The 25,466-nt window shown below is 66.8% G+C and carries 30 protein-coding genes; 12 read left to right on the top strand and 18 right to left on the bottom strand.

Translation table 11 applies throughout. From position 1 onward, the window contains the following. Positions 1 to 26: 26 nt before the first annotated feature. On the top strand, positions 27 to 1,703 hold the full coding sequence (locus tag AVT10_RS17050; RefSeq protein ID WP_066694271.1) for a GMC oxidoreductase: 1,677 nt from the start codon (positions 27 to 29) through the stop codon (positions 1,701 to 1,703). 95 nt (positions 1,704 to 1,798) lie between these two features. Then, positions 1,799 to 2,149 (top strand): hypothetical protein, encoded by a 351-nt coding sequence (locus tag AVT10_RS17045; protein WP_126014460.1) that lies wholly within the window; start codon positions 1,799 to 1,801, stop codon positions 2,147 to 2,149. A gap of 20 nt (positions 2,150 to 2,169) precedes the next feature. Here AVT10_RS17045 and AVT10_RS17040 read toward each other — a convergent pair whose 3' ends face one another. The 9 genes from AVT10_RS17040 to AVT10_RS17000 all read right to left on the bottom strand — a co-directional run bounded on the left by AVT10_RS17040 (position 2,170) and on the right by AVT10_RS17000 (position 10,149). Beyond that, positions 2,170 to 2,625 carry a hypothetical protein gene (locus tag AVT10_RS17040; RefSeq protein WP_066694269.1) on the bottom strand — a complete coding sequence of 152 codons (456 nt, stop codon included), beginning with the start codon at positions 2,623 to 2,625 and terminating at the stop codon, positions 2,170 to 2,172. Between the two features lie 42 nt (positions 2,626 to 2,667). Continuing rightward, a complete protein-coding gene (locus AVT10_RS17035) occupies positions 2,668 to 3,453 on the bottom strand; it encodes a phosphoadenylyl-sulfate reductase (protein ID WP_066694268.1) in 786 nt (261 codons plus the stop codon). Then, a complete protein-coding gene (locus tag AVT10_RS17030; protein WP_066694267.1) occupies positions 3,446 to 3,871 on the bottom strand; it encodes a DUF934 domain-containing protein in 426 nt (141 codons plus the stop codon). Before AVT10_RS17030 ends, AVT10_RS17035 begins: the two co-directional genes overlap by 8 nt. Next, on the bottom strand, positions 3,868 to 4,275 hold the full coding sequence (locus AVT10_RS17025; protein ID WP_066694265.1) for a Rid family hydrolase: 408 nt from the start codon (positions 4,273 to 4,275) through the stop codon (positions 3,868 to 3,870). The genes AVT10_RS17030 and AVT10_RS17025 overlap by 4 nt, the downstream gene beginning before the upstream one ends. After that, entirely contained in the window at positions 4,268 to 5,902 is a 1,635-nt protein-coding gene (locus AVT10_RS17020; RefSeq protein WP_066694264.1) for a nitrite/sulfite reductase, read from the bottom strand. The genes AVT10_RS17025 and AVT10_RS17020 overlap by 8 nt, the downstream gene beginning before the upstream one ends. A 119-nt stretch (positions 5,903 to 6,021) precedes the next feature. Then, complete coding sequence (locus AVT10_RS17015; RefSeq protein WP_066694263.1) at positions 6,022 to 6,318, bottom strand: DUF2849 domain-containing protein; 297 nt, start codon at positions 6,316 to 6,318, stop codon at positions 6,022 to 6,024. Continuing rightward, positions 6,315 to 7,103: a uroporphyrinogen-III C-methyltransferase gene (gene cobA, locus AVT10_RS17010; protein ID WP_066694261.1), complete on the bottom strand. Its 789-nt coding sequence runs from the start codon at positions 7,101 to 7,103 to the stop codon at positions 6,315 to 6,317. Before cobA ends, AVT10_RS17015 begins: the two co-directional genes overlap by 4 nt. Positions 7,104 to 7,180: 77 nt before the next feature. Then, complete coding sequence (gene astD / locus AVT10_RS17005; RefSeq protein ID WP_066694259.1) at positions 7,181 to 8,590, bottom strand: succinylglutamate-semialdehyde dehydrogenase; 1,410 nt, start codon at positions 8,588 to 8,590, stop codon at positions 7,181 to 7,183. Positions 8,591 to 8,673: 83 nt separating this feature from the next. Then, the gene (locus tag AVT10_RS17000; RefSeq protein ID WP_066694256.1) at positions 8,674 to 10,149 is read right to left on the bottom strand and encodes a protein adenylyltransferase SelO family protein; all 1,476 of its coding nucleotides are present in this window, start codon (positions 10,147 to 10,149) and stop codon (positions 8,674 to 8,676) included. Between the two features lie 18 nt (positions 10,150 to 10,167). Between AVT10_RS17000 and AVT10_RS16995 the strand changes: the two genes are divergently transcribed. Next, positions 10,168 to 11,058 carry an alpha/beta fold hydrolase gene (locus AVT10_RS16995; protein ID WP_066694241.1) on the top strand — a complete coding sequence of 297 codons (891 nt, stop codon included), beginning with the start codon at positions 10,168 to 10,170 and terminating at the stop codon, positions 11,056 to 11,058. Next, the gene (locus tag AVT10_RS16990; RefSeq protein WP_066694236.1) at positions 11,055 to 12,191 is read left to right on the top strand and encodes a glycosyltransferase family 4 protein; all 1,137 of its coding nucleotides are present in this window, start codon (positions 11,055 to 11,057) and stop codon (positions 12,189 to 12,191) included. Before AVT10_RS16995 ends, AVT10_RS16990 begins: the two co-directional genes overlap by 4 nt. A gap of 4 nt (positions 12,192 to 12,195) precedes the next feature. Here AVT10_RS16990 and AVT10_RS16985 read toward each other — a convergent pair whose 3' ends face one another. After that, positions 12,196 to 12,675 carry a hypothetical protein gene (locus tag AVT10_RS16985; protein WP_066694234.1) on the bottom strand — a complete coding sequence of 160 codons (480 nt, stop codon included), beginning with the start codon at positions 12,673 to 12,675 and terminating at the stop codon, positions 12,196 to 12,198. A gap of 128 nt (positions 12,676 to 12,803) precedes the next feature. On the opposite strand from AVT10_RS16985, the gene AVT10_RS16980 reads away from it, so the two are divergent. After that, positions 12,804 to 14,207, top strand: coding sequence for an NAD(P)H-dependent flavin oxidoreductase (locus tag AVT10_RS16980; RefSeq protein ID WP_066694568.1), 1,404 nt, complete (start codon positions 12,804 to 12,806; stop codon positions 14,205 to 14,207). Between the two features lie 73 nt (positions 14,208 to 14,280). On the opposite strand, the gene AVT10_RS16975 is transcribed toward AVT10_RS16980, so the two are convergent. After that, positions 14,281 to 14,475 (bottom strand): hypothetical protein, encoded by a 195-nt coding sequence (locus tag AVT10_RS16975; protein ID WP_066694232.1) that lies wholly within the window; start codon positions 14,473 to 14,475, stop codon positions 14,281 to 14,283. A 127-nt stretch (positions 14,476 to 14,602) separates the two neighbouring features. Between AVT10_RS16975 and AVT10_RS16970 the strand changes: the two genes are divergently transcribed. Both AVT10_RS16970 and AVT10_RS16965 read left to right on the top strand, forming a co-directional pair. Further along, positions 14,603 to 15,283, top strand: a complete 681-nt coding sequence (locus AVT10_RS16970) for a glutamine amidotransferase-related protein (protein ID WP_066694230.1) — start codon at positions 14,603 to 14,605, stop codon at positions 15,281 to 15,283. A 364-nt stretch (positions 15,284 to 15,647) separates the two neighbouring features. After that, a complete protein-coding gene (locus AVT10_RS16965) occupies positions 15,648 to 16,142 on the top strand; it encodes a hypothetical protein (RefSeq protein ID WP_066694221.1) in 495 nt (164 codons plus the stop codon). Positions 16,143 to 16,149: 7 nt separating this feature from the next. Here AVT10_RS16965 and AVT10_RS16960 read toward each other — a convergent pair whose 3' ends face one another. Both AVT10_RS16960 and AVT10_RS16955 read right to left on the bottom strand, forming a co-directional pair. Then, a complete protein-coding gene (locus tag AVT10_RS16960) occupies positions 16,150 to 16,674 on the bottom strand; it encodes an HIT family protein (protein ID WP_066694218.1) in 525 nt (174 codons plus the stop codon). 18 nt (positions 16,675 to 16,692) lie between these two features. Continuing rightward, positions 16,693 to 17,694: a 2-hydroxyacid dehydrogenase gene (locus tag AVT10_RS16955; protein ID WP_066694215.1), complete on the bottom strand. Its 1,002-nt coding sequence runs from the start codon at positions 17,692 to 17,694 to the stop codon at positions 16,693 to 16,695. 98 nt (positions 17,695 to 17,792) lie between these two features. On the opposite strand from AVT10_RS16955, the gene AVT10_RS16950 reads away from it, so the two are divergent. Together AVT10_RS16950 and AVT10_RS16945 are read left to right on the top strand one after the other, a co-directional pair. Next, positions 17,793 to 18,275 carry an SH3 domain-containing protein gene (locus AVT10_RS16950; protein ID WP_066694212.1) on the top strand — a complete coding sequence of 161 codons (483 nt, stop codon included), beginning with the start codon at positions 17,793 to 17,795 and terminating at the stop codon, positions 18,273 to 18,275. A gap of 225 nt (positions 18,276 to 18,500) precedes the next feature. Continuing rightward, positions 18,501 to 20,735, top strand: a complete 2,235-nt coding sequence (locus tag AVT10_RS16945; protein WP_420038522.1) for a S9 family peptidase — start codon at positions 18,501 to 18,503, stop codon at positions 20,733 to 20,735. A 1-nt stretch (position 20,736) separates the two neighbouring features. Here the strand turns inward: AVT10_RS16945 and AVT10_RS16940 are convergent, their stop codons facing one another. From AVT10_RS16940 to AVT10_RS18420, 4 genes are read right to left on the bottom strand one after another with little or no spacing between them, the layout of a single operon-like run. After that, on the bottom strand, positions 20,737 to 21,099 hold the full coding sequence (locus tag AVT10_RS16940) for a hypothetical protein (protein WP_066694209.1): 363 nt from the start codon (positions 21,097 to 21,099) through the stop codon (positions 20,737 to 20,739). Continuing rightward, positions 21,096 to 21,395, bottom strand: a complete 300-nt coding sequence (locus tag AVT10_RS16935) for a DUF6402 family protein (protein WP_066694206.1) — start codon at positions 21,393 to 21,395, stop codon at positions 21,096 to 21,098. The genes AVT10_RS16940 and AVT10_RS16935 overlap by 4 nt, the downstream gene beginning before the upstream one ends. Before the next feature lie 3 nt (positions 21,396 to 21,398). Beyond that, on the bottom strand, positions 21,399 to 21,608 hold the full coding sequence (locus AVT10_RS16930) for a hypothetical protein (protein ID WP_066694204.1): 210 nt from the start codon (positions 21,606 to 21,608) through the stop codon (positions 21,399 to 21,401). Then, on the bottom strand, positions 21,557 to 21,868 hold the full coding sequence (locus AVT10_RS18420; protein ID WP_420038520.1) for a DUF6402 family protein: 312 nt from the start codon (positions 21,866 to 21,868) through the stop codon (positions 21,557 to 21,559). Before AVT10_RS18420 ends, AVT10_RS16930 begins: the two co-directional genes overlap by 52 nt. A gap of 196 nt (positions 21,869 to 22,064) precedes the next feature. Between AVT10_RS18420 and AVT10_RS16925 the strand changes: the two genes are divergently transcribed. Both AVT10_RS16925 and AVT10_RS18885 read left to right on the top strand, forming a co-directional pair. After that, positions 22,065 to 23,090, top strand: a complete 1,026-nt coding sequence (locus tag AVT10_RS16925; protein WP_066694562.1) for an aspartate-semialdehyde dehydrogenase — start codon at positions 22,065 to 22,067, stop codon at positions 23,088 to 23,090. A gap of 116 nt (positions 23,091 to 23,206) precedes the next feature. Continuing rightward, entirely contained in the window at positions 23,207 to 23,908 is a 702-nt protein-coding gene (locus AVT10_RS18885; protein WP_066694202.1) for a methyl-accepting chemotaxis protein, read from the top strand. Between the two features lie 4 nt (positions 23,909 to 23,912). On the opposite strand, the gene AVT10_RS16915 is transcribed toward AVT10_RS18885, so the two are convergent. After that, positions 23,913 to 24,557, bottom strand: a complete 645-nt coding sequence (locus AVT10_RS16915) for a YitT family protein (RefSeq protein WP_066694200.1) — start codon at positions 24,555 to 24,557, stop codon at positions 23,913 to 23,915. 145 nt (positions 24,558 to 24,702) lie between these two features. On the opposite strand from AVT10_RS16915, the gene AVT10_RS16910 reads away from it, so the two are divergent. Continuing rightward, positions 24,703 to 25,461 (top strand): alpha/beta fold hydrolase, encoded by a 759-nt coding sequence (locus tag AVT10_RS16910; RefSeq protein WP_232308069.1) that lies wholly within the window; start codon positions 24,703 to 24,705, stop codon positions 25,459 to 25,461. Positions 25,462 to 25,466: the final 5 nt, after the last annotated feature.

Genomic DNA, 25,466 nt, shown 5'->3' with positions numbered 1-25,466 from the left:
AGAATCAAGACCCTGGGAGGGGACATATGGCTGCCACCAACAGGTTCGACGCGATCGTCATCGGGTCCGGCGTCAGCGGCGGGTTCGCCGCGAAGGAACTGACCGAAAAGGGCCTGCGCGTCCTGATGCTCGACCGCGGGCGCATGGTCGAGCATATCGAGGGCTATCCCTATGACGGGAAGCCGGCCTACGAGGTGCCGGCGCGCAACATGATGCCCAAGCCGCTGATGGACAGCGACTATTTCATCGCCAAGCACGGCTATGTCGCGCCGAGCAGCCGGCAGTTCTACAATGACGACCGGCTGAACCCCTATGCGTTCGACGAGGGGGAAAAATTCTACTGGATCCGCCCCGGTGCGGTCGGCGGCAAGTCGCTGATCTGGGGGCGCTGGTCGTTCCGGTGGAGTGCGGACGACTTCGCGGCGAACACGCGCGAAGGGATCGATGGCGAATGGCCGATCGGCTATGACGACGTCGCGCCCTGGTACAGCTATGTCGAGAAATATATCGGCGTGTCGGGATCGCGTGAGAACCTGCCATACCTGCCCGACAGCGAATTCCAGCCGCCGATGCCGATGAACGTCGCGGAGAAGTGGCTGAAGCAGCGGCTGGAGACCCAGTTTCCGGGGCGCAAGCTGATCCACACCCGCCTGTCCAACATGACCGAGGACAAGCCCGACCAGAACCGCAGCAAGTGCCAGTTCCGCAACCAGTGCGGCAATGGCTGTTCGTTCGGCGCCTATTTCTCGACCCAGGCGGTGACGCTGCCTGCTGCGCGGGCGACCGGGCGGTTGACGCTGCAGTCCGATGCGGTGGTCACGAACCTCGAATATGATGCCGCGCGTAAGAAAGTGACCGGGGTCCGCTTCATCGATGCGAAGACCGGCCAGGCGCAGACGGTGCAGGCCGGCATGGTGTTCCTGTGCGCATCGGCGATGGCGTCGACGCAGATTTTGATGAACTCGCGCATGGGCGGTGGCGGTCGCAGCCATTTCGACAGCAGCAGGACGCTGGGCCGCTATGTGATGGACCATATCTTCCGCGTCGGCGCGGAGGGCGAGATTCCGGGCATGACCGACCTGATCGAATTCGGGCGGCGGCCGGGCGGGGTCTATGTTCCGCGCTTCCGCAACCTGAATGGCGAGGAAGGTGTCGGCTTCCGTCGTGGCTATGGCTATCAGGGCAGCGCGCGGCGCGATCCGGCGGCTCCGGTCGGCTTCGGCAAGGATATGAAGCACGGCATGCGCCAGTACGGCCCGTGGAAGTTCGGGATGGGTGCGTTCGGCGAGTGCCTGCCCTATGCCGACAACCGGGTGTCGCTGCATGCGAACAAGGTCGACCGGTTCGGCGTGCCGCTGATGAAGTTCGACGTCACCTTCCGCGACAACGAGCTCAAGATGATGGCCGACGCCCGCATCGAGGGCGAGAAGATGCTGAAGGCCGCCGGTCTGGTGAACGTCCACAGCTATGAAGGCGCCCATGTCCCGGGCGATGCGATCCATGAAATGGGCGGCGCGCGCATGGGGGCGGACCCGCGGAGGTCGGTGCTGAACCAGTGGAGTCAGGCGCACGACGCGTCGAACCTGTACGTCACCGACGGTGCGCAGATGGCGTCGGTGTCGTGCGTCAATCCGTCGCTGACCTTCATGGCGCTGACCGCGCGTGCGGCGGACCATGCGGTGCGGACCAAGGCCTGGGCTTGAGGCGAACGAGCGGCACGGGCGTGATCGTCCGCGCCGCTTCCTTTTCGTTTACCCTGCGCCGGTAGAGCGGTCCTGATGCACGGCGGAGGCGCGATATGACCGGTCGATGGATGGAGGAACTGCGCAACAAGGTTCCGACCGGCACCGTCGACGGTGACGGCGACGCCTTTGCCGAACACCTGCGACAACGTGCCGAGGCGGCGCAGAAGGTCGAGCAGGGGCTGCTGACCGAGGTGCCGATGCTGTACGGTTCGCCGGGGCCGTATGAGCCGGAAGGCGATCCGGGGATCGTGATCGCACGGCTGCACCGCGAGGAACTGCTCCGCCGTAGCGGTGCGATGCCTGTCGTGCGCGCCGGCGAACCGCCGGAACGCCTGCCCTATGAGCGGTTCCTAATCGTGCTCGGGTTCGTCCTGGAGGCGGTGTACTTTTTCGGGCGCGACTGACGACGGGGCCGCCGGCTTGGTCAGCCCGACATGGCCGGCGGTCGCAGGCCGAGCAACGCCAGAACATGGACCGCGAGGGTTTCCGTATCCTCGGTGACGAGCGTCACGATGTCGCTCTCCCGCGCTTCGAAGCCGTTATTCGGGCCGAGATTGTCGAACGGGGTTAGCGTCACCGCATCGTCGGTTCGTTCGATATCGACGCGCCGGGCGTCGCGCATGAACGTCTTGAAATTCTTTACTGCCGCCGCATCCTGAAACGGAATGAACTGGCGCTTCCACTCTTCGGACGTCGGGTCGGGTACGTCGGCACGGGATGCTGCCAGCCCTTCGCCGATCGCCTGCGCGATTACCGTCTTCTTGGCCGACTTGCCGAACCATTTCGGATCGGTGGCGATGTTGTCCCCCGACACGGTGCGCGAGACTGGCGCGATGATGATCCGACCGTTGGTGAAATAGGCGACTGCCGATTGCTGCATCGCGCCGCTTTGCCCCCGAACGCTGGCGGGGGCAAGCGCGCCTCAGAAGCTCGGCAGGTTCGGATCGCCGTCGGGCAGCGGCTTGTGAATCCCGCATTCGACCTTGTCCCAGCCGGCCCAGCGGCCGGATCGCGGGTCTTCGCCCGGCTTTACCCGGTTGGTGCAGGGCTGGCAGCCGATCGACGGGAAACCCTGTTCGACCAGCGGGTGGCGCGGCAGGTCGTGCTGCGCGAAATAGGCGTCGATGTCGGCCGGGGTCCAGGTGATGAGCGGATTGACCTTCAACCGGCCGACCGCGTCCGAGGTATCAAGTTCGAAGCGGGGCAGGGCGGTGCGGGTTGCCGACTGGAACGCCTTGCGCCCGGTGAAGCTGGCATCGAAGCCCAGCAAGCCGCGCGCAAGCGGTTCGACCTTGCGCAGGTCGCAGCAGCCGTCCGGATCGTAGGACCAGCGCAGACCTGTTGCGTCCTTTGCTGCCAGCAGATCGGCATCGGGCGTCAGGTTGCGGAAATCGGTCAGGCCCAGCCGTTCGACCAGCAGGTCGCGATAGGCGAGCGTTTCGGGGAAATGCTTGCCGGTTTCGAGAAACAGGACAGGGACCGACGGATCGACAGAGGCGATCAGGTGCAACAACACCGCGGATTCTGCGCCGAACGACGATACGGCCGCGACGTTACCCAGCAGCCGTTCGCGCAGGGCAACGGTCAGCATTTCCTGCGTCGACACGCGGTCGAAACGGGCGTTCAGCGCCGCGGCATCGGCGGCGGTGTAGCGCGGCCCGACCGTCAGCCGGTCGCGCACGCGGATGTCGGGATCGGCATCAGCCATGGCGCAGTTTCCACACCGGGACATGCCCGTCGGCCGCGGCCTGATAGACATGGTCGTAGCGTTCGAGCACGCGGTCGAGCGCGGCGCGATCGATCGGGGCGGAGGGCGCGAAGCTGTCGAAGCCGCAGCGGCGCATCAGCGGAATCTGGTCGACGAGCACGTCGCCTTCGGCCCGCAGTTCGCCGGTATAGCCTGCCTCGCGCAGGATGCGCCCGGCCGAATAGCCGCGTCCGTCGCGGAATTTGGGGAAGCTGACCTCGATCAGGGACAGTCGGTCGAGGTACGGGAGAAGCAGACGGGCGTCGTCGCCCGCTTCGATCCGAACGGCGGTCGAGTTCGACTGACCGAGGAACGCGTCGAGGGTGACGGCGGGTTCGTCATGCGCGGCATCGTCGCGCAGGCGCAGCGGTTCGTTCATGCCGTCTCTCCATTGTCGGGCAGGCGCGCGACGACTTTCAGTTCGAAGCGGAACCCGGCGAGCCAGGTTACGCCGGTCGCGGTCAGCGCGGGCAGGGGCGCATCGCCCCAATAGGCCGGATGGTGCGCGAACAGCAGCGGCAGGACCGCTTCGGGATCGGTGGTGAAGATCTGCACATCGACGACGTCCGCCGGGGTGCAGCCGGCCCCAGCCAGCACGGCGGTCAGGTTGGCGAAGGCCAGCGCAACCTCGTCGGCGAGGTCGGGTTCGGGCGTGCCGTCGCTGCGCGCGCCGACCTGCCCGGATACGAACAACAGGCCGTTGGCGCGGATTGCCGGGGAGTAGCCGTGTTCGGCATAGAGCGCATGCGGCGCGGCCGGGAAAACGGCGGATCGCTTACCCATAAATCGCCTCCTTGAACGGTTCCATGCCGATCCGGCGATAGGTGTCGACGAAGCGCTCCCCGTCGTTCCGTTCGGCGAGATAGCGGTCGGTGACGCGCTCGATCGCGTCGACCACGCCGTCCTCCGAAAAGCCCGGGCCGGTGATCTTGCCGAGCGACACGTCCTCCGCGCCCGATCCGCCGAGCAGCAGCTGGTAGTTCTCGGTCCCCTTCCGGTCGACGCCGAGGATGCCGATATGCCCGGCATGATGGTGGCCGCAGGCGTTGATGCAGCCGCTGATCTTGAGCTTCAGTTCGCCGAGGTCCCGCTGGCGGACCGGATCGGCGAAGCGATCGGCGATCTTCTGCGCGAGCGGGATCGAGCGGGCATTGGCGAGGCTGCAATAATCGAGGCCGGGGCAGGCGATGATGTCGGTAATGAGGTCGAGATTGGCCTCGGCCAGCCCGATCGCCACCAGCCGGTCATAGACCGCGCGCAGGTCGCCCGAGCGGACATGCGGCAGGACGATGTTCTGCGCATGGGTGACGCGCAGTTCGGCGAAGCTGTACGCCTCCGCCAGATCGGCCATCGCATCGATCTGATCCGCCGAAGCGTCGCCGGGGATGCCGCCGGTCGGCTTCAGGCTGATCGTCACGATGGTGTAGCCCGCGCGCTTGTGGGCGTGCGTGTTCTGGTCGAGCCACGCGGCGAAGCCGGCGTCGCTGCGATCGACCGGGGCGTCGGCCGAGGTATCGGCAAAGGCGGGATCGGCAAAGAAGGCCGCGATACGGTCGAATTCGGCTTGGGGCGGATCGATGCCGAGCGTCTTGATGTGCGCGAACTCTTCGGCGACCTCGGCACGATACTGGTCGACGCCGATCTCGTGGATCAGGATCTTGATCCGCGCCTTGTACATGTTGTCGCGGCGGCCGTAGCGATTGTAGACGCGCAGGCAGGCTTCGAGATAGCTCATCAGGTCGGACAACGGCACGAAGTCGTTGACCAGCGGCGCGATCATCGGCGTGCGGCCCATGCCGCCGCCGACATAGACCTCGGCCCCCGCCACGCCGTCCCGTTCGACGATGCGCAGGCCGATGTCGTGCAGGCGCATCGCGGCACGGTCTTCGTCAGCCGCGATGACCGCGATCTTGAACTTGCGCGGCAGGTAGCTGAATTCGGGGTGGAAGGTGCTCCACTGGCGCAGCAGCTCGGCCCAGGGGCGCGGATCGGTCAGCTCGTCGGCGGCGGCGCCGGCGAACTGGTCCGAGCTGATGTTGCGGATGCAGTTGCCGCTGGTCTGGATGGCGTGCATCTCGACCTTCGCCAGCTTTTCCAGAATGTCGGGCGTGTCGGCCAGCTTGATCCAGTTGAACTGGAGGTTCTGCCGCGTGGTGAAATGGCCATAGCCGCGGTCGTATGTGCGCGCGATGTCGCCCAGCACCCGCATCTGCGTCGACGACAGCGTGCCATAGGGGATGGCGACCCGCAGCATGTAGGCGTGGAGCTGAAGATACAGGCCGTTCATCAGCCGCAGCGGCTTGAACTGATCCTCGGTCAGATGGCCCGACAGGCGGCGTTCGACCTGATCACGGAACTCCGCGACGCGGGCGTCGACGATCGACTGGTCGTAGGTGTCGTATTGGTACACTTCGAAGTCCTCTCCGTTGGCGGGGAAGGGGTGTTGCGTCAGCGATGCTGCGCTTGGGGACACCCCCCTCCACCAGCCTGCGGCTGGTCCCCCTCCCCGCGGAGCGGGGAGGAGCTTGATTAGATCACCCACGCTCCGGCGTCGGGGTCGGCGGGCTTTAGCGTCAGGTCGGTGCGCACCGTGGGGCCGAGGGCGCGGATGCGGTCCTTGATGTGGGCGGGGCGGGGGCCTTCGGGGGTTGCCACCGCGTCGATCACGTACGGCACGTTGACCCGGCGGGCGGCTTCCTCGACCAGGGCGATGCGTTCACCGTCCTCACCGACGTCCGCCGCATCCTCGACATGGCGCGACCAGTCGCCGCCGGTCCACCAGGTCACGTCGCCGGTGGCGAGGTCGTTTCCGGTCAGCAGCTTCATGCCAGCAACTCCGCCGCTTTCGCCCAATTGCCGAGCTTGTCCTCGGCATCGGCCAGTTGCACCACTTCGCCGACGACGATCACCGCCGGGCTCTTCACATCCTCGCGCGCGACCATCGGGCCGAGATCGGCGAGCAGGGTGCGCAGCGCGCGAGCGTCGGCATAGGTGCCGCGCTCCAGCACCGCGACCGGCATGTCGGGGGCGACGCCATCGGCCATCAGCTTGTCGGCGATCGCCTCGGCAGTGGCGACGCCCATATAGATGACCAGCGTGCGACCCTGTCCGGCGAGGCCCGACCAGTCCTGTTCGCTTAAGCCCTTGCACTGGCCGGCGACGAAGCTGACCGCCGACGACCAGTCGCGATGGGTGAGCGGCAGCATCGCGCCCGCCGCACAGCCGAGCGCGGCCGAGACGCCGGGAATGACCTCTACGGTCAGGCCGGCGGCGCGGACCGCCTCGACCTCTTCACCGCCGCGACCGAAGATGAACGGGTCGCCGCCCTTCAGCCGGACGACGATCGCGCCGGTCTTCACATGGGCGACGATCAGCGCGTTGATCGATTCCTGCGGCAGGGTGTGGCGCGCGCGCTGCTTGGCGACCGAGATGCGCTGTGCGGTCGCGGGCGCGAGGTCGAGGACGCGCGGATCGATCAGCCCGTCATGGACGACGACGTCGGCGGTCTTCAGCGCCTCGACGGCGCGCACGGTCAGCAGGCCGGGATCGCCGGGACCTGCGCCGACAAGGATGACGCGCCCGCGCGCGGTCGGATCGAGTAACGTTGCCATGCTGGCGTAGATGCTGCCGGGGCGGTTCGCAGGCAACCGACGCTTGCTTGGGGGGCGGGAAGGGATTGTTTAGCAGCCTATTGGTTGCGCAGCCCGATGCCGATCGATGCGCGGACCTGCTCGGCTTCGGCCGACACGACCGGATAGGCGCAATAGTCGGCGGCATAATAGGCCGACGGGCGATGGTTGCCCGACAGGCCGATCCCGCCGAACGGTGCGCCCGACGACGCGCCGTTGGTCGGGCGGTTCCAGTTGACGATGCCGGCGCGGATGTTCGCCCAGAACCGGTCGTAGAGCTGCGGGTCGGGCGAGATGAGCGAGGCGGACAGGCCGTAGCGGGTGTTGTTCGCTTCGGCCAGGGCGTCGTCGAAACTGTCGACGCGGAACACCTGAAGCAACGGGCCGAACAGCTCGACATCGGCGCGTTCGGGCGTGTCGGACATGTCGATGATGCCCGGCGTCAGGAACGGACGCCCCTCGACCAGGCGCTGCATGAAGCGCAGCGGACGGCCCCCGCGGGCCGAAAGCGACAGGAAGCTCTCGGTCAGCTGGTCGGCGGCTTCGTTGTCGATCACCGGACCCATGAACGGCGCGGGATCGGCATGGGGTTCGCCGATGATGAGCCGTTCGCACAGCCGGTTGATCTCGGCGAGCAGCGGCTCGGCCAGACGCCGCTCGACGATCAGCCGGCGCGCGGCGGTGCATCGCTGTCCGGCGGAGGTAAAGGCCGACTGCACCACCAGCACCGCGGCAGCGTACAAATCGGGCGTGTTCCACACGATGATCGGATTGTTGCCGCCCATTTCGAGCGCGAGGATCTTGTCCGGCGTTTCGGCGAACTGGCGGTTGAGCGCGATGCCGGTCCGCGACGATCCGGTGAACAACAGGCCGTCGATATCGGGATGCGAGGCGAGTGCGCGCCCTTCATCGGGGCCGCCGATCAGCAGGCGGACGCAATCCTCCGGGACGCCGCTGGCGTGGAAGCATTCGACGAGGAACGCGCCGGTGGCCGGGGTCTTTTCCGACGGTTTGAAGACCACCGCGTTGCCGGCGATCAGCGCGGGGACGATGTGGCCGTTGGGCAGGTGTGCGGGGAAGTTGTACGGCCCGAGCACCGCCAGCACGCCATGCGGCTTGTGACGCAGCGCGGTGCGGGCGTTCATCGGCGATTCCAGCCGCCGCTGGCTGGTGCGTTCGGCATAGGCGCTGATCGAAATCTCGACCTTGGCGACGACCGTTTCGACCTCGGTGCGGGCTTCCCAGAGCGGCTTGCCGGTTTCGCGGGCGATGATGTCGGCAAAGGGTTCCGACCGGCTGCGCACCACATTGGCGAAGCGCCGCATCGCTTCGATGCGATATGCCAGCGGGCGCGATGCCCAGCCGGCCCAGCCGCCACGCGCGGCGGCGATTTCGGTGTCGACATTGCCGACCGGTCCACGCCACAGCGTCGCGCCGGTGGCGGGTTCGGTCGAGACGAGTTCGGGCATATCTAGGGTCGTCCGGTTTCAGCTTTGCCGCATCCTTGAACCAGAATGCGGGACGGCGCCAGTTTCGTGGATGATGGTTGATATCAGGTAAGCGCCGCGCCCATCCGGCGGATCGCGGCGACCTTCGCGTCGAACAGCGACCAGTCATCGGCCTCGGCGATCCGCGCCCAGATCGCCTCCACCTCGTCGATCAGCATCGAACAAGGGTTCGCGTCGGACCAGTAGGGGTGGCTGCGGTCGGTGCGCGGGTGATAGTCGGACAGGCGGGCGCGGACTTCCTCGAACGCGGCCCATTCCTCGCCTTCGGGCAGCCAGCCGCCGAATGCGTGATGATAGAAGGCGTCGATCGGCATGGCGGAGGTCGCCAGCGCGGTCGTCACCGCATCGGCGAGCGCGCGGTCTTCGTCGGCGCCGCGGGGGCGGACGCCGAGGCGCCAGAGGATGGCTTCGGCCGCCGCCCGGGCATAGCGCTCCGGGAAGGTTTCGAGGACGGCGATCAGCGGCGGGGCGTCGACGACGGTGCGCAGCGCCACCGCCAGCTGCATCGCGTTCCAGTGCATCGCATCGGGCTGCCGGCCATAGGCGTAGAGGCCGTGATGGTCGAAATAGGCGGCGGTGAAGCCGGCATCCCAGGTCGGCGCGAACCGCCACGGGCCATAGTCGAAGCTCTCGCCGGTCAGGTTGATATTGTCGGTGTTGAGGACGCCGTGGACGAAACCCGCCGCCATGAACCGCGCCGCCAGCGTCGCGATGCGGCCGACCGCTTCGTCGAACAGCTCGATCGCCGGTTCGCTGCCCGGCGTGCGGTGGTAGAGGCGGGTCAGGACATAGTCGACCAGCCGGTGCATCGCTTCCGCATCACGTTCGTATGCGAGGCGCTGAAAGGTGCCGATGCGGACATGGCTGTGGTTCAGCCGGACCAGTACCGCCGAGCGGGTGGGTGAGGGCTCGTCGCCGCGCACCAGTTCCTCGCCGGTTTCGATCAGCGAGAAGCTGCGCGAGGTGGGGACGTTCAGCGCTTCCAGCATCTCGGTAGCCAGCACTTCGCGCACGCCGCCCTTCAGTGTCAGGCGGCCGTCGCCGAACCGGCTGTACGGGGTCTGGCCCGATCCCTTGGTGCCGAGGTCGAGCAGGCGGTCATGGGTATCGGTCGCCTGCGCGAAAAGGAAGCCGCGTCCGTCGCCGATATCGGGGTTGTACGACTGGAACTGGTGGCCGTGGTAGCGGAGCGCCAGCGGTTCGGAGAGGCTGCCGGGGAGCGGTACGAAGCGGCCGAAATGGTCGATCCATTGGGCGTCGGATAGCGGAAGCGTATTCCCGCGAAGGCGGGGATCCAGGGTTTCAATCGCTGCGCTGGGCTCTGCTAGGCTCTGGACCCCCGCCTGCGCGGGGGTACGCGACGCAGGGACGATCCCGATCTGCCCCGCCGCGCGGTCGTTCCTGAAGCGCAGGGTGTGCGCCGGGAACTGGGCTGCGGCGACCGCGTCATAGAACGGGGCGCCGAGCGACAGAATATCGGTGCGGGGACGATAGCGAGCGGGTTGCGGGTTTTCGGCCATGCGGCGATATGGGGTGCGATGGCGCTTTTGGACAAGCAACGCTTCACCGATGGCTATTGGTGGTCGAACGACGGCCTCCGACTGCATTATCGCGACTATGGCGGGCAGGGCGGCGGACGCACGGACCGGCCGGCGATCCTGTGCCTGCACGGGCTGACGCGCAACGCGCGCGACTGGGAGGATGTCGCCGACCGGCTGGCCGGAGAGTGGCGGCTGATCGTGCCCGAGATGCGCGGGCGCGGCGAAAGCGGCTATGCCCGCGATCCGATGAGCTATGTGCCGCTGGTCTACCTCCAGGATGTCGAGGCGCTGCTGAACCAGCTCGAGCTGCCGCGCGTCGTCGCGTTCGGGACGTCGCTGGGCGGTATCCTGACCATGTTGCTGGCGGCGACCGATCGCGACCGGATCGCCGCGGCGCTGCTCAACGATGTCGGGCCGGAGCTGGACCCGGCGGGGCTGGGACGGATTCGCGGCTATGTCGGGAAACAGGTCAGCCATCCCACCTGGATGCACGCCGCGCGTGCGCTGGCCGAAGGGAATGGCGACGCCTATCCGACCTATCAGGTGCAGGACTGGCTGCACATGGCGAAGCGGCTGCACCGGCTGAACTCGGCCGGGCGGATCATCCTCGACTATGACATGAAGATCGCCGAGCCGTTCCGCGTGCCGGGCAACGAGGCGGGGCCGGACATGTGGCGCGCCTATGAGGCGCTGGCGGGCAAGCCGGTCGGTATCCTGCGCGGGAGACTGTCGGATATCCTGCCGGCGACCGTGGCGGAGGCGATGGTAACGCGGCTGGACGGGGCGGAGCTGACGACGGTCGCCGATGTCGGCCATGCCCCGGTCCTGACCGAGCCGGAGTCGGTCGCGGCGATCGACCGGCTGCTGGCGCGGGTCGCCGGCCAGTGAGCGTGCCGGTCCGCATCCTCCACCTGCATTCGTCCTTCGCCTATGGCGGCAAGGAAGCGCGGGCGATCCGGCTGATGCATGCCTGGGGCGACCGCGCGGTGCATACGATCGTGTCGGGCGTGCCGGAGCGTACCGAGGCGCGCTCGGCCATCGCGGACTATATCCGCTACGAAATCGCGCAGAATCCGCCGCCGCTGACCGGCAAGCCGTCGGTCGCGCGGTACGAGGCGATCGCGAAATATATGCGCCGCTTCGATCTGGTGCTGACCTATAATTGGGGGGCGATCGACGGGGTGATGGCGAAGCGGGTCTTCGCCAGGGGCACGCCGCCGGTGGTCCATCACGAGGACGGCTTCAACGAGGACGAGGCGACCCGACTGAACCCGGTGCGCAACCTGTATCGCCGGTTCGCGCTTGGCGCAGCGGAGGCGCTGGTCGTGCCGTCGCAGCGGTTGATGCAGGTCGCGGGGGGGCCGTGGAAACAGCCCGACCACCGGCTGCACCTGATCGGCAACGGCATCCCGGTCGAGCGCTATGCCGAACCGGTCGCGGCGGATGCCATTCCGGGGCTGAAGCGCAAGCCGGGCGAGGTGGTGATCGGCACCGTCGCTGGCCTGCGCGAGGTGAAGGACCTGCCGCTGCTGGTCCGCGCGGTCGGCGGGATCGCGGTCAAGGTGCGGCTGGTCATCGTCGGCGAGGGGCCGGAGCGGCAGGCGATCCTCGACGCGGCGGAGGCGATGGGGATCGACGACCGGGTCGTGCTGCCCGGCTTCCTGCCCGAACCCTATCGCTATATGGGGCTGTTCGACATCTTCGCCCTGTCGTCGCGCAGCGAGCAGCAGCCGATTTCGGTGATGGAGGCGATGGCGACCGGCCTGCCGGTGGTCGCGCCGCCGGTCGGCGATATCATGGCGATGGTGGCGGACGAGAACCATCCGTTCATGGGCATCGACCGGCACGAGGTGCATCTGCGCGACCGGTTGCAGACGCTTGCGGTCGACGCCGACGCGCGCCGACGGGTGGGGGAGGCGAACCTCGCCAAGGCACGGGCGGAGTTCGACGAGGCGAAGATGATCGCCGCGTACAAGGCGCTGTACGAGCGGGCGCTGGGGCGGCTGGGGGCGTTGGGGTAGGCGATTATCGGGACCCGCTTGCCGATGGTACCTCGCCGTTGCACCCCACCATCGAGAAGCGCTTGATCGCGGGGTCGTACCGGATGGTTAGCTGGGCACAGCCACCGTCACTTATCATCGGGAGCATGTCGGGCGTGGCATGCCAGTATCTTCTGCCCGCTCCGCCCCATTGTTCGCGAGACAAGGCATTCATCGCCTTGATGTCCTCGATCTCGCGCGCGGTGGGTGCACGCCGATTGCCTCTGGTGAATGCCGCCACGTCCTCCTGCCAGTCGGTCGGTTCGATCGGAATGACGTAAACTGCCTCCACCGCGGTCGGGCTGCGGAACGCGTAGTGGCGAGCATAGGTTCGCATGGGATAGGCGTCGTCCGGCAGGCTGATCGTTCGCTCGATCTCCTCCATCAGCACCTGCTCACGGCCCGGCGGAGCGGCGCAACTGGCGGCGGGGAAGGCAAAGGCCAGGAGCAGGAGACGGGCGCGCATATCGCACGATAACGTGCCGGCCGATCGACGCCACGCAATTTGCTCGCCATCGGGCGCTGCTGGCAGTAATGACGGCCGGATGCGGTGGCGCGATGCGTGCCGCAACGAAGTTCCCGTTGGAGGTCGCGTTGTTCAAAGGTCTGTCGCCCATCGTCTATAACGGCCGCGAAGTCTGGCCGCTGATCGAAGGGGGCAAGGGCGTTGCCGCGACCAATCACGCATCGGCTGGCGCCTGGGCGGCGGCGGGCGGCATCGGCACCGTCTCGGCGGTCAATGCCGACAGCTATGACGCCGAGGGCAAGATCGTGCCCCAGGTGTACAAGGCGCTGACCCGCCGCGAACGCCATGAGGAACTGATCGAATATGCGATCGAGGGCGCGGTGCAGCAGGTGCGGCGCGCGTGGGAGATCGCCGGCGGCAAGGGCGCGATCAACATCAACGTGCTGTGGGAAATGGGCGGTGCCCAGCGCATCCTGCATGGCGTGCTGGAGCGGACGCGTGGGCTGGTGTCGGGCGTGACCTGCGGCGCGGGCATGCCGTACAAGCTGTCGGAGATCACCGCGTCCTACGGCGTCAGCTATCTGCCGATCGTGTCGTCGGGCCGGGCGTTCCGCGCGCTGTGGAAGCGCGCCTATTCCAAGGCGTCGGAATGGCTGGCGGCGGTCGTCTATGAGGATCCGTGGCTGGCCGGCGGGCATAACGGCCTGTCGAATGCCGAGAACCCGCTGGAGCCGCAGGACCCGTACCCCCGCGTCCGCGACCTGCGCGCGACGATGCGCGAGGGCGGCATCTCGGACGACGTGCCGATCGTGATGGCCGGCGGCGTGTGGTATCTGCGCGACTGGAACGACTGGATCGACAATCCCGAGCTCGGCAAGATCGCGTTCCAGTTCGGCACCCGGCCGCTGTTGACGCAGGAAAGCCCGATCCCGCCCGAATGGAAGGCGAAGCTGATGGAGATCGAGGAGGGCGAGGTGCTGCTGCACCGGTTCAGCCCGACCGGTTTCTATTCGTCGGCGGTGCGCAACCCGTTCCTGCGCAACCTCGAGGCCCGGTCCGAGCGGCAGATCGCTTTCTCGACGCAGGAGGCGGGCGACCATGTCTTCCAGCTCGACGTCGGGGTGAAGGGCAAGAATTTCTGGGTGACGCAGGGCGACCTGCTGCGCGCGCGCGAATGGTTCGGCATGGGCTTCACCGACGCGCTGAAGACGCCGGACAATACTTTGGTGTTCGTGACGCCCGAAGAAAAGGGCATCATCCGGAAGGATCAGGCGGACTGCATGGGCTGCCTGTCGCAGTGCAGCTTTTCGAGCTGGGCCGATAGCGAGACGAACTCGACCGGGCGGCTGGCCGATCCGCGCAGCTTCTGCATCCAGAAGACGTTGCAGGACATCGCCCATGGCGGCCCGACCGACCAGAATCTGATGTTCGCGGGACACGCCGCATACAATTTCAAGCGCGATCCCTTCTATTCGAACGGGTTCGTGCCGAGCGTGAAGCAGCTGGTCGACCGTATCCTGACCGGGGATTGATCGGCGATCCCTGCCGGCATGGCGCAAAGGTAACGGGCCGGGGTAGCGAAGGCGCTACCCCGGCCTTTCCATATCAGTCGTCGGCGACGGTGCCGACCACCGCACCGCCGACGCCACCGACCGCCGCGCCCTTCTCGACATTGCCGCCGGTCGCTGCGGCGATGCCGGCGCCGCCCGCTGCGCCGATCGCGCCGCCGCGCAGGGTCGAGCAGGCGGCCAGCGAACTGCCGGCGGCGAGGGCGAGGGCGATGGTTGCGAGCTTCTTCATCGGGTTACTCCTGTTTACGCGATGCCCGGGCAATGATTTTCGGGCGGCCGGGGTTCCCAAGCGTCACCACTGCAACACAAAGAAACATTGCAGGTGCCATTCAGCTTGCGCAGGATAGATTGTGCCCATGAAGTCCGCGCTGATCGTCCGCCACGTCCCCTATGAAGGCTGCGCCGGATACCGCGCGCCGGTGGAGGCGGCGGGATATGTCATCGACCGGATCGACGTCACCGACCCGAGCTTCGCCACCGCCGACCTGACCCGGCCCGACCTGCTGATCGTGATGGGCGGGCCGATGGGGGTGTATGACGTCGCCGAGCACCCGTGGATACCGGGCGAGATCGCCGCATTGTCACGGCGGCTGGCGGCGGACCGGCCGACGCTGGGCATCTGTCTCGGCGCGCAGATGATGGCGGCGGCGCTGGGATCGCCCGTTTCCCGGGGGACCGGGTGCGAGATCGGCTTTGCGCCCATCGACCTGGCGCCGGGGGTGGAGTCGCCGCTGGCCCATGTCGCCGGGGTGCCGGTGCTGCACTGGCATGGCGATACGTTCGACCTGCCGGAAGGGACCGAATTGCTGGCGACGACGCCGCGTTATCGGCAGGGGTTCCGGCGGGGGCGCAACCTGCTGGCACTCCAATTCCATGCTGAGATGGGCGAGGATGCGCGGTTCGAAGCGTGGCTCGACTATCTCGACTGCCCGACGCATCGCGGCGTCCTGACCGAAGAATATCGCACGCTGGGACCGGCGGCGGTGCGCGCGGGGCAGGCGATGATTGCCGAATGGCTGAGTAGCTTGAAGGGCTGAATATTTTTTCCCAAGTTCACTAAGTTCACACTCGTGCGCTGTTTGCGTGGCGTATGGAGCGGTGCCGTCGAAGAGCACGTCCCGCAACCGGGCCATCGGGCAGATTGGCAGCGAAGGTCGCTGTAGGAAAGCGCTCGCTCCGTCCGGAGGATGGTCCGGTTTCCCGGCAGCGACGTGTCACCCTCTCGGAGGCTGGGGTCTGAAGCTACTCTTGCTGTGCTACCGCAAAGAAGTCCCGGCGCTCATTGGCGGGACGCCTGCTCCCAGGAGGATGAATCGGGCTTTTGGGTGGCTGCACCGACTGGATCGCGCAGGACGGCCGTCCTATCGTCGGCTTTCCCGCTGAGATGCCGGACGAGGTGCGATGGCAGAGAAGCTCGTGTTCCGAACCGGATGGCCCAAGCGCCTGCTGAGCTGGTTCATCATTCTGGCCGGATCGGCGGCACTGATCGCGCTGGTAGAGGCGATGGTGCGGCACTGGGCGACATTGCCCGCGGCTGAAATCTGGTCCGGGCTGGCGATCGGACTGGTCATTCTCGGCTTCGTAATCGGTGGGTTCGCGATCCAGGATTTCAGCTGGACGCTGGATGGCGACGTCATCCGCATGAACCGGCTGTACCGAGAGCGGACGATCGACCTGCGGAACGTCGAAGGCTTTGGCCGGACGGTGTTCGTCCTGGGCGTGTTTCCGGTGGCGCATATCGATCTGTATGACGGGCGGTTGCAGCAAGTCGCGCGCATCCCGATCGATTTTCGCGACCTTCCCGTTGCGGAAAGACGGCTGGCAATGCGCTTTCGGCAGGTCGTGGACGACGGGAGCGCCGCCTTTCCGAAGCGCCGGTTCGTGGAGGACGAGTAGCGGCCGGTCATCCGGGCGGAAGGGCAGCCTTCAAACGCCGGGCGATGGCGTCCATTTCGGCGCGGGTCGGGTTGCTTCTGGGGTCCGGGGCTGTGTTCGGGATGACGTGCAGGTGAAAGTGGCAGACATGCTGGCTGACGGCATTGTTCTGCTGCACCGCGAACCCGGTGCTGCCCAGCGCACGCTGCTGCGCGGTCGCCACGCGTTTGGCCATCCGCATGACGGCCAGCATGTCGCGGTCGCTCAGCTCGTAGAGGTTGCGGACCGGCGCCTTGGGGATCACCAGCGCATGGCCCGGACGTTTCCAGTCGATCGGGACGATCGCCATCACGCGCGCGTTTTCGGCGATGATCGAGGCGGGGATTTCGTGGCGCAGGATGCGGGCGAAGGCATTGTCGGTGCGATAGGGCGCGGATAGTGGGCAGACGATCGGCTTGTCCGCTTCGGCTTGTTGCGCGGCCGGCATGGCGACGGTTCCGCCGGTCGGCGCGACGATCGGGATCAGTCCTGAGGCAATCGATCTCCACCGCATCGCCTGTCCCCAATGATCCTACCGCAACCCGTCCAGCACCTGATCCGGCGGGCGGTGGCCGTCCGCCCAGACGCGGATGTTGGTGATCACCTTTTCCCCCATCGCCACGCGGCCCTCCAGCGTGGCCGATCCCATGTGCGGGGTCATCACGACATTGGGCAGCGCCAGCAGACGGGGGTCGATGGCGGGTTCGTGCGCCCAGACGTCGAGGCCCGCGCCGGCGAGGCGTCCGCGTTCGAGGGCATCGACCAGCGCCTCTTCGTCGACGATGCCGCCGCGCGAGGCGTTGATCAGATAGACGTGGCGGCGCAGCCGGGCGATGCGGTTCTCGTTGAGCAGGTTTTCGCTGTCTGCATTGCGCGGGGTGTGGATCGTCAGCAGGTCGATGACGCCCAGCATCTCGTCGAGGTCGGCATGCCAGGTGGCGCCGAGTTCGGCCTCGACCGTTTCGGGCAGGCGGTGGCGGTTGTGGTAATGGATCGACAGGCCGAAGGCACGGGCGCGGCGTGCGACGGCCTGGCCGATGCGGCCCATGCCGACGATGCCCAGCGCCTTGCCGCCGATGCGGTGGCCGAGCATGCCGCTGGGGCTCCAGCCCTTCCATTCGCCCGAGCGGACCAGCTTTTCCCCTTCGGCCAGCCGGCGCGGCACGGCGAGGATGAGCGCCATCACCATGTCGGCGGTATCCTCGGTCAGGACGCCGGGGGTGTTGGTGACTAGGATGCGGCGGGCGTGGGCCGCCTTCAGGTCGATATGGTTCACGCCCGCGCCGTAATTGGCGATCAGGCGCAGGCGATCGGGCGCGGCGGCGATCAGCTCGGCGTCGATGACGTCGGTGACGGCGGGGACCAGCACGTCGCAGTCCGCCATCGCGGCGGCCAGTTCGTCGCGGGAAAGGGCATGGTCGTCGGGGCTGAACACCGTGTCGAACAGCGTCGCCATCCGCCCCTCCGTCGCCGCCGGCAACCGCCGCGTCACCTGGACTCGGGGGGTGCGGGGCGGGGGGGATGCTGCGGCCATGTCATACGGATTGGCGAAGGGGGCGGGCGGCGTCAACGGCTTGCCGCGGGGGGCTGCTTGCCGATACAGGCAAGCGACAGACATTCGGGGACAATATCATGCGCTTGGGCGGGCGATCGATCGCGGTGGCGGCGGTGCTGACGGTGGTTGCGACGGGAGCGGCCGATGCGCAGCGCCGCAAGACGCCCTATTATGCGTCGATCGCCGCGGGCGAGGCGCGGATGCGCAGCGGGCCGGGCAAGAATTATCCGACCCAGTGGGTCTATCGCCGCGCCGACATGCCGATCAAGGTGCTCGACATCTATCAGGACTGGCGCCGGGTCGAGGACCCGGACGGCACGCGTGGATGGTTGCAGGTCGGGCTGCTGAGCGACCGGCGCACCGGCTTTGTCGGGCGCGAGGTGGTCGAACTGCGCGCGTCGCCGCAGGCGGGGGCGGCGGTGGTGTGGCGCGCCGCGCCGGGGGTCGTCGGGCGGTTGTCGCGATGCAATGGCGCATGGTGCTTCTTCGATGTGAAGGGGCGCGGGGGCTATGTCGAACAGTCGCGGCTGTGGGGCGTCGATCCCGGCGAGACGATGTAGGGCGTTCCGTCATTCCCGCGCAGGCGGGAATCCGGAGCCAAGCTGACCACGGCCCGCGCCTGTGACCCTGGACCCCCGCCTGCGCGGGGGTACGGCATTGGTAGGACCGGTCCGCGACCCGCCTAATTCAGCCATTTACCTCCGCCGTCCCCCAAGCGATAACAACCGATACGACCGGCGCGGACGTGCCGGGCAAGGATACGGGGCACTATGGTAAAATGGTTGATGGGCGCAGCGTTGCTGGCAATGGGAACGGCCGGGATGGCGAGTGAACCGGCCCAGCCAGCGGCCGCCGGCAATCCGGCAAGGGCCGGCGAGCTGACTCTGGAGCGGGTGTTCGCCAGCCCCGACCTGAACGGCAGCCAGCCGCAGAATTTGAAGCTGTCGCCGGACGGCAAGTACGTCACGCTGCTGCGCAATCGGGCGGACGAGCGCGAGCGGTTCGATCTGTGGGCGATGGACACGACCACCCGCGAATGGCGGATGCTGGTCGATTCCAAGAAGGTCGGCACCGGTGCGGCGCTGTCCGAAGCGGAAAAGATGCAGCGCGAGCGCGACCGCTCGCTGACCGGCAAGCGCGGCATCCTGGCCTATGACTGGGCGCCCGATGGCAAGTCGATCCTCGTGCCGCTGGACGGCGACCTCTATCTCGCGACGATCGACGGCCAGGTCCGCCGGCTGACCAACAGCGAGAGCGGCGAGCTGAACCCGGTGGTCAGCCCGGAGGGCAACTATGTCAGCTTCGTACGCGACCAGAACCTGGTGGCGCTGGACCTGAAGACCGGCAAGGAAACCGCGCTCACCACCGAAGGCAAGGATAATGTCCATTTCGGCGAGGCGGAGTTCGTCGCGCAGGAAGAAATGGGACGGCGTACCGGCTATTGGTGGTCGCCGGGCGACCGGCTGGTCGCGGTGCAGCGCTTCGACGAGGCGCCGGTCGGCATCGTCACCCGCTCGGCGATCGGTGCCGAGGGGACGAGCATCTATCAGCAGCGTTACCCGAAGGCGGGCACGCCCAACGTGCTGGTCGACCTGTATGTGATGAAGCCGGACGGGTCGGGCCGGGTGAAGGTTGACCTGGGCCCCGATCCCGACATCTATCTGGCGCGGGTCGACTGGACGCCGGATGGCAAGGCGCTGCTGGTCCAGCGGCAGGACCGGGCGCAGACCAGGCTCGACATGCTGAAGGTCGATCCGACAACCGGTCGCTCGACCGTGCTGTTCACCGAAGAATCGGGACCGAAGAGCTGGATCAACCTGTCCGATGCCTATCACATGATGAAGGACGGGAGTCTCATCTGGTGGTCGGAGCGCGACGGGTACGGCCATCTGTACCGCTGGCAGGCAGGCAAGTGGACGCAGCTGACCAGCGGCAAATGGATGGTCGCAGATCTGGCGGGCGTCGACGAGGCGAAGGGGCGCGTCTATTTCCTCGCCAACAAGGACGATGTGCTGGAGCGGCAGCTATACCGCGTCGACCTGTCCAAGCCCGGCGCGGTCACGCGGATGACCGAGGCGGGCTGGTCCTACGGCGCGTCGATGGACGGGAAGGCGGCGCGGCTGATCGTCACCCGCTCCAACCCCGACCAGCCGGCGCAGACCTATCTGGCGGATACGTCGGCCAAGCGGATCGCGTGGATCAACGAGAATGCGCTGAGCGGCGATCACCCCTACGCGCCCTATGTCGCCAGCCATCGCCCGACGCAGTTCGGGGAGATCAAGGCGGCCGACGGGTCGGTGCTGCACTGGAACATGATCACGCCCAAGCTGGAGCCGGGCAAGCGCTATCCGGTGTTCTTCTCGCATTATGGCGGGCCGGGCAGCCAGGTCGTGCGCCGCGCATGGGGCGGGGCGCTGCGCCAATATCTGGTCGATCAGGGGTGGATCTGGTTCGAGATCGATAATCGCGGATCGCCCGAACGCGGCAAGGCGTTCGAGAACCAGATTTATCGCGCGATGGGATCGGTCGAGGTCGACGACCAGATTGCCGGCGCGAATTATCTCAAGACCTTGCCCTTCGTCGCGCCGGACAAGATCGCGACCTATGGCTGGTCCTATGGCGGCTATATGACGCTCAAGATGCTGGAAAAGGCGCCGGGCGTGTTCGCGGCGGGCGTGGCGGGCGCGCCGGTGTCGCGCTGGGAACTGTACGACACCCATTATACCGAGCGCTATATGGGCGATCCCCGCACGGTGCCCGAAGCCTATGCCACGTCGGCGACGGTGGCGGACGCGGCGAAGATCAGCGATCCGATGCTGCTGATCCACGGCATGGCCGACGATAACGTCGTGCTGGAACATTCGACCGCGATGATGGCGGCGATGCAGAAATCGGCGACACCGTTCGAACTGATGCTCTATCCGGGGCAGACCCACCGCGTCGGCGGACCGGGGGTGAGCGAGCATCTGTGGAAGACGATCCTGAACTTCCTGAACCGGCAGGTGAAGGACAAGCCGTAAGCTATTGCACCGACCATCGGCCCGTCGCCCGGTCGTACCGGGCGGCGACGCCGATCTCGACCGCGCGGGGCGACCACCGCGTCGCGCCCGATCCGTCGAGGTAGAAGGGCGGACTGGTGGCGAGGATCGTGCCGTCGGCGGTCGAGGACAGGCGGGCGATGGCATAGTCGTTTGCATTGTGGCCCGTCAGCTGCTGCCAGCGATCCGGGCGATAGAGCTCGACCCGTTCTTTCTGGTCGGGTGAGGTTTCGATGTCGATCAGGGCACCCGGCGTCGCCCAATGCAGTCCGGCAGTCGCGCCGACTGCGGTGCCCGCAACGAAGGCGATCGCGACTACCGGCGCACGCCACGGCCGCCGGCTCATCGTGGCACCATGACGGTGACGGGCTGGGCCAGTCGCTGCCCGCGTATGTCCGAATAGATCATGAAGTCCCCGCCCATGTCCGTAACGCCACGATATTGCCGGAACGGGTCGTTGCTGACCGGGAAACAGGCAAACCCCTGTCGGAAAGAGGAGGGTTGCTTGCGGACCTCTACTTCGATGGCCGGTGCGAGTAGCGCGACGCGCAAAAGGCCGCCCGGACCCCAGCTGCCCAGCGGCTGGTTGCCGTTGAAATCGTAAGAGTCACGCAGGTAGGTACCGACCTGATCGATGCTCACCCGCTAGCCGCCGGATACGGGTTCGACCATGCCGCTGACTGCCAGCCGTACCAGCGCGCTGCCGAACGCGGCGTAGAAATCGTCGGCGGCGCCATACCAGGCGCTGTCGACCACCTCGCGGTTGATCGCGCAGTCCATGTCGATGACCGGGACCCGCCGTCTCAGGTCGCCGAAGCGGAACGAGCGATCACCGGCGACACGGTAGATGCGCATCCACCGCAGGACCTGCGCACGACTTCGCCCGGACTGGGACCGAGCCGCTCACCACGCGACCATGTTGCCAGCAGCCGGCGTTGGGCAGCGGCGAAGCGCGGCACCGCCATTGCCCATGCCATCGTGACGGTGGTGGTATCGACGGCACGCGGCGGCGCTGGTTGCTGGCCGCGCTTGACGGCTGTCGGCATGGCCCAGGCCTTCGCTGCGAACCAGCGATCCATCAATGCTGCGCCAATCGGCCATTGCTCGCGCCGCATGACCGCCGGAATGTCGCTGAGATAAAACGCCTTGGGTGTTGCATTCAGCCTTGTCCTCCGCTCCGGCCGGGATCATGCACGCGCCACCGATCCCCAGGCAAGAGCGGCGCAGGAGCTGACCGTGATCCGCGAACCGCTGGACTTTTCTTGCAAGGCGACTATGCGTTCGCGCAAGTTAAGAACGCGGAGTATGCAAGTGGGGTATCGGGTAGTCGTCGCGGGCGCGACCGGCAATGTCGGGCGCGAAATGCTAAACATCCTGGCGGAGCGCGAGTTTCCGATCGACGATCTGGCGGTGCTGGCATCGTCGCGCTCGGCCGGCGACATGGCCGATTTCGGCGAGACCGGTAAGCAGTACAAGATCCAGAATATCGAGCATTTCGATCCGACCGGATGGGACATGGCGCTGTTCGCGATCGGCAGCGAGGCGACCAAGGTCTATGCGCCCAAGTTCGCCGCCGCCGGCTGCACGGTGATCGACAATTCGTCGCTGTACCGCATGGACCCCGACGTTCCGCTGATCGTGCCGGAAGTGAACCCGGAGGCGATCGACGGGTACAAGACGCGCAACATCATCGCCAACCCCAATTGCTCGACCGCGCAGATGGTCGTGGCATTGAAGCCGCTGCACGATGCCGCCACGATCAAGCGCGTCGTCGTCGCGACCTACCAGTCGGTGTCGGGCGCGGGCAAGGCGGGGATGGACGAGCTGTTCGAACAGAGCCGCAACATCTTCGTCGGTGACTCGGCAGAGCCCAAGAAGTTCACCAAGCAGATCGCGTTCAACGTGATCCCGCACATCGACAGCTTCCTCGACGACGGGTCGACCAAGGAAGAGTGGAAGATGGTGGTCGAGACCAAGAAGATCCTCGATCCCAAGATCAAGGTGACCGCGACCTGCGTTCGCGTTCCCGTGTTCGTCGGCCATTCGGAAGCGATCAATATCGAGCTGGAAAACGAGCTGTCGGCCGAGGATGCGCAGAAGATCCTGCGCGAGGCGCCCGGCATCATGCTGGTCGACAAGCGTGAGGACGGCGGATACGCAACTCCGATCGAATGCGTCGGCGACTTCGCGACCTATGTCAGCCGCGTGCGCGAGGATTCGACCGTCGAGAACGGCCTGGCCCTGTGGTGCGTCAGCGACAATCTGCGCAAGGGCGCCGCGCTGAACGCGGTGCAGATCGCGGAGCTGCTGGGTCGCCGGCACCTGAAGAAGGATTGACCGGGCGCGGCTTCCGCGGCGGCCGCGGCGCGCTACGTACCTGACGTACCGTTGTTTTTCGGAAGCCGTTCCGATTTCCTAAGTCGTCCTTAACGCTATGCGCGCATGATGTGTGCATGGACACGCAGTTCATCCAGGATAGCGCGCTGTATCACGGTGCGTGGGAGGCGATCTGCCGGTCGCAGGCGGTGGTCCATTTCGGGCTGGACGGCACCGTCCTGTGGGCCAACGATCTGTTCCTCGACGTCATGGGATATGGCCTGCCGGAGATACGCGGCCGGCATCACCGGATTTTCTGTCGGACGGAAGATGGCGTTTCCGCGCATTATGCGCAATTCTGGCACAAGCTGGGCGAGGGCGCGTTCGACAGCGGATTGTACCGGCGGATCGACCGGCAGGGCCATGATGTGTGGTTGCAGGCGACCTACAACCCGATCCTCGACGGTCGCGGCCAACCGACCTCGATCGTCAAGATCGCGACCGACCTGACGCGGCAGGTGCTGCTGGAACGCGAAGTGCAGGCACGCTTCGACGAGGGGCAGCGGTTTCAGGCGCGGCTGGAGCAGCAGGCGGAGGCGCTGCGGCTGCTGATGACGCAACTGGCGGCGATCGTCACCTCGATCGGCGATATCACCGCGCAGACGCGGCTGGTCGCGTTGAACGCCGCGATCGAGGCGGCGCGCGCGGGTGAGGCGGGGAGCGGCTTTGCCGTGGTCGCGCGCGAGGTGAAGTCGCTGGCCGAGGATATCCGCCACGCCACCGAACGCGCATCGGCCATGTTGCGTGAGAACGATCAGCTGACGGCCATCGCCGCCTGACCCGTCAATAGCCGGTGTAGCGTCCCGGCCGGTGCCACGCGATCAGGATGCCGCTGATCGCCGCCGCGCTGAGCGCCGACCAGGCGACCTGTACCGGGGCGACGACCGCGAAGGACGCGGCAAGGATGGCGAGGTCGATCGCGATCTGCGTCCGCCCCGCATTCCACCCGCGCGTGCGTTGCAGCCACAGCGTCACCACGCCGGTCCCGCCGACGCCGGCATCGTGCCGCGCCAGCGCGAGGATGCCCATGCCGATCACCGTACCGCCCGCGACCGCGGCGAAGGCCGGATGCGCCTCGACGATGCGAAAGCCGTAGCGCGCCATCGTCGAAAACAGCGCGATGCCGCCATTGACCGCGATGGTGCGCCACATGAAGCGCGACCCCATCGCCGCGCGCGCGAACAGGAAGAAGGGAATGTTGATCAGCGTGAACAGCACGCCGGTCGGCAGCGGCACGAGATAGGACACCAGCAACGCCACCCCGGCGATGCCGCCGGTCACCAGTCCGGCGGCGCGCAGCATGGCGAGGCCCAGCGCGATCATCACGCAGCCGACGATGATCGCATAGACATCTTCGGATCGGCTGTGCGGTACGCCGTTATGGGGCAGGGCGGGATTGATGGCGGTGGTCTCCGGGCTGGCCGGCATCCTCTTCCGCTTGTTCTTTTGTTGCTTGGGATACTAACTTGGTTTCACGCGCTGGTGAAGCGGCAAATGCGCGACGCCCGGCTCGACAGGCGGGATCGGTCCGCGCATAGCCCTTCGCGAAATTCCGGCCAAGGACTGCATGATCGTGACCCAGCCCCCTGTCACCACCCATCGTTTCGCGAGCTTCGACGGGGTCGAGATCGCCTGGGCCGAAATAGGTGAGGGGCGGCCGGTCGTGCTGATCCACGGCTATTTCAGCGACGCGCAGACCAACTGGATCAAGTACGGCCATGCGGCGAAGGTCGCGGCGCTCGGTCGACGGGTCATCATGCCCGATCTGCGCGCGCATGGGGCGAGCGCCCGGCCGCACGACGCCGCCGCCTATCCGCCCGATGCGCTGGCGAAGGACGGCATGGCGCTGATCGCGCATCTCGGGCTGACCGACTATGACCTGGGCGGCTATTCGCTCGGCGCGCGGACGGCGGTGCGGATGGTAACGATGGGCGCGACGCCGGGCAGGCTGGTGCTGAGCGGCATGGGGCTGGAAGGGTTGCTCGACACCGGGCGGCGCGCGGCGCATTTCCGGCGCATCCTGACCAATCTCGGCAGCTTCGAGCGCGGGTCGCCGGAATGGATGGCGGAGGCGTTCCTGAAGACCACCGGAGGCGATCCGGTGGCGCTGCTCGGCATCCTCGAAACGTTCGTCGACACCTCGCGCGAGGAACTGGCCGGTATTCGGCAGCCGGTGCTGGTGCTGGCGGGCGAGGAGGACGACGATAATGGCAGCCACGCCGCGCTGGCCAACTTGTTGCCCGATGCGCGGCTGATCGAGACACCCGGCAACCACATGAGCGCGGTGGTGAAGAAGGAACTGGGCGACGCGATCGCGGGGTTTCTGGCCTGAAAATC

Source organism: Sphingomonas hankookensis (genome assembly GCF_001619955.1).
GTDB classification, from domain to species: Bacteria; Pseudomonadota; Alphaproteobacteria; order Sphingomonadales; family Sphingomonadaceae; genus Sphingomonas; species Sphingomonas hankookensis_A.
The sequence above is the reverse complement of the archived record's forward strand: the minus strand, read 5'-3'. Positions and strand labels throughout refer to the sequence as shown.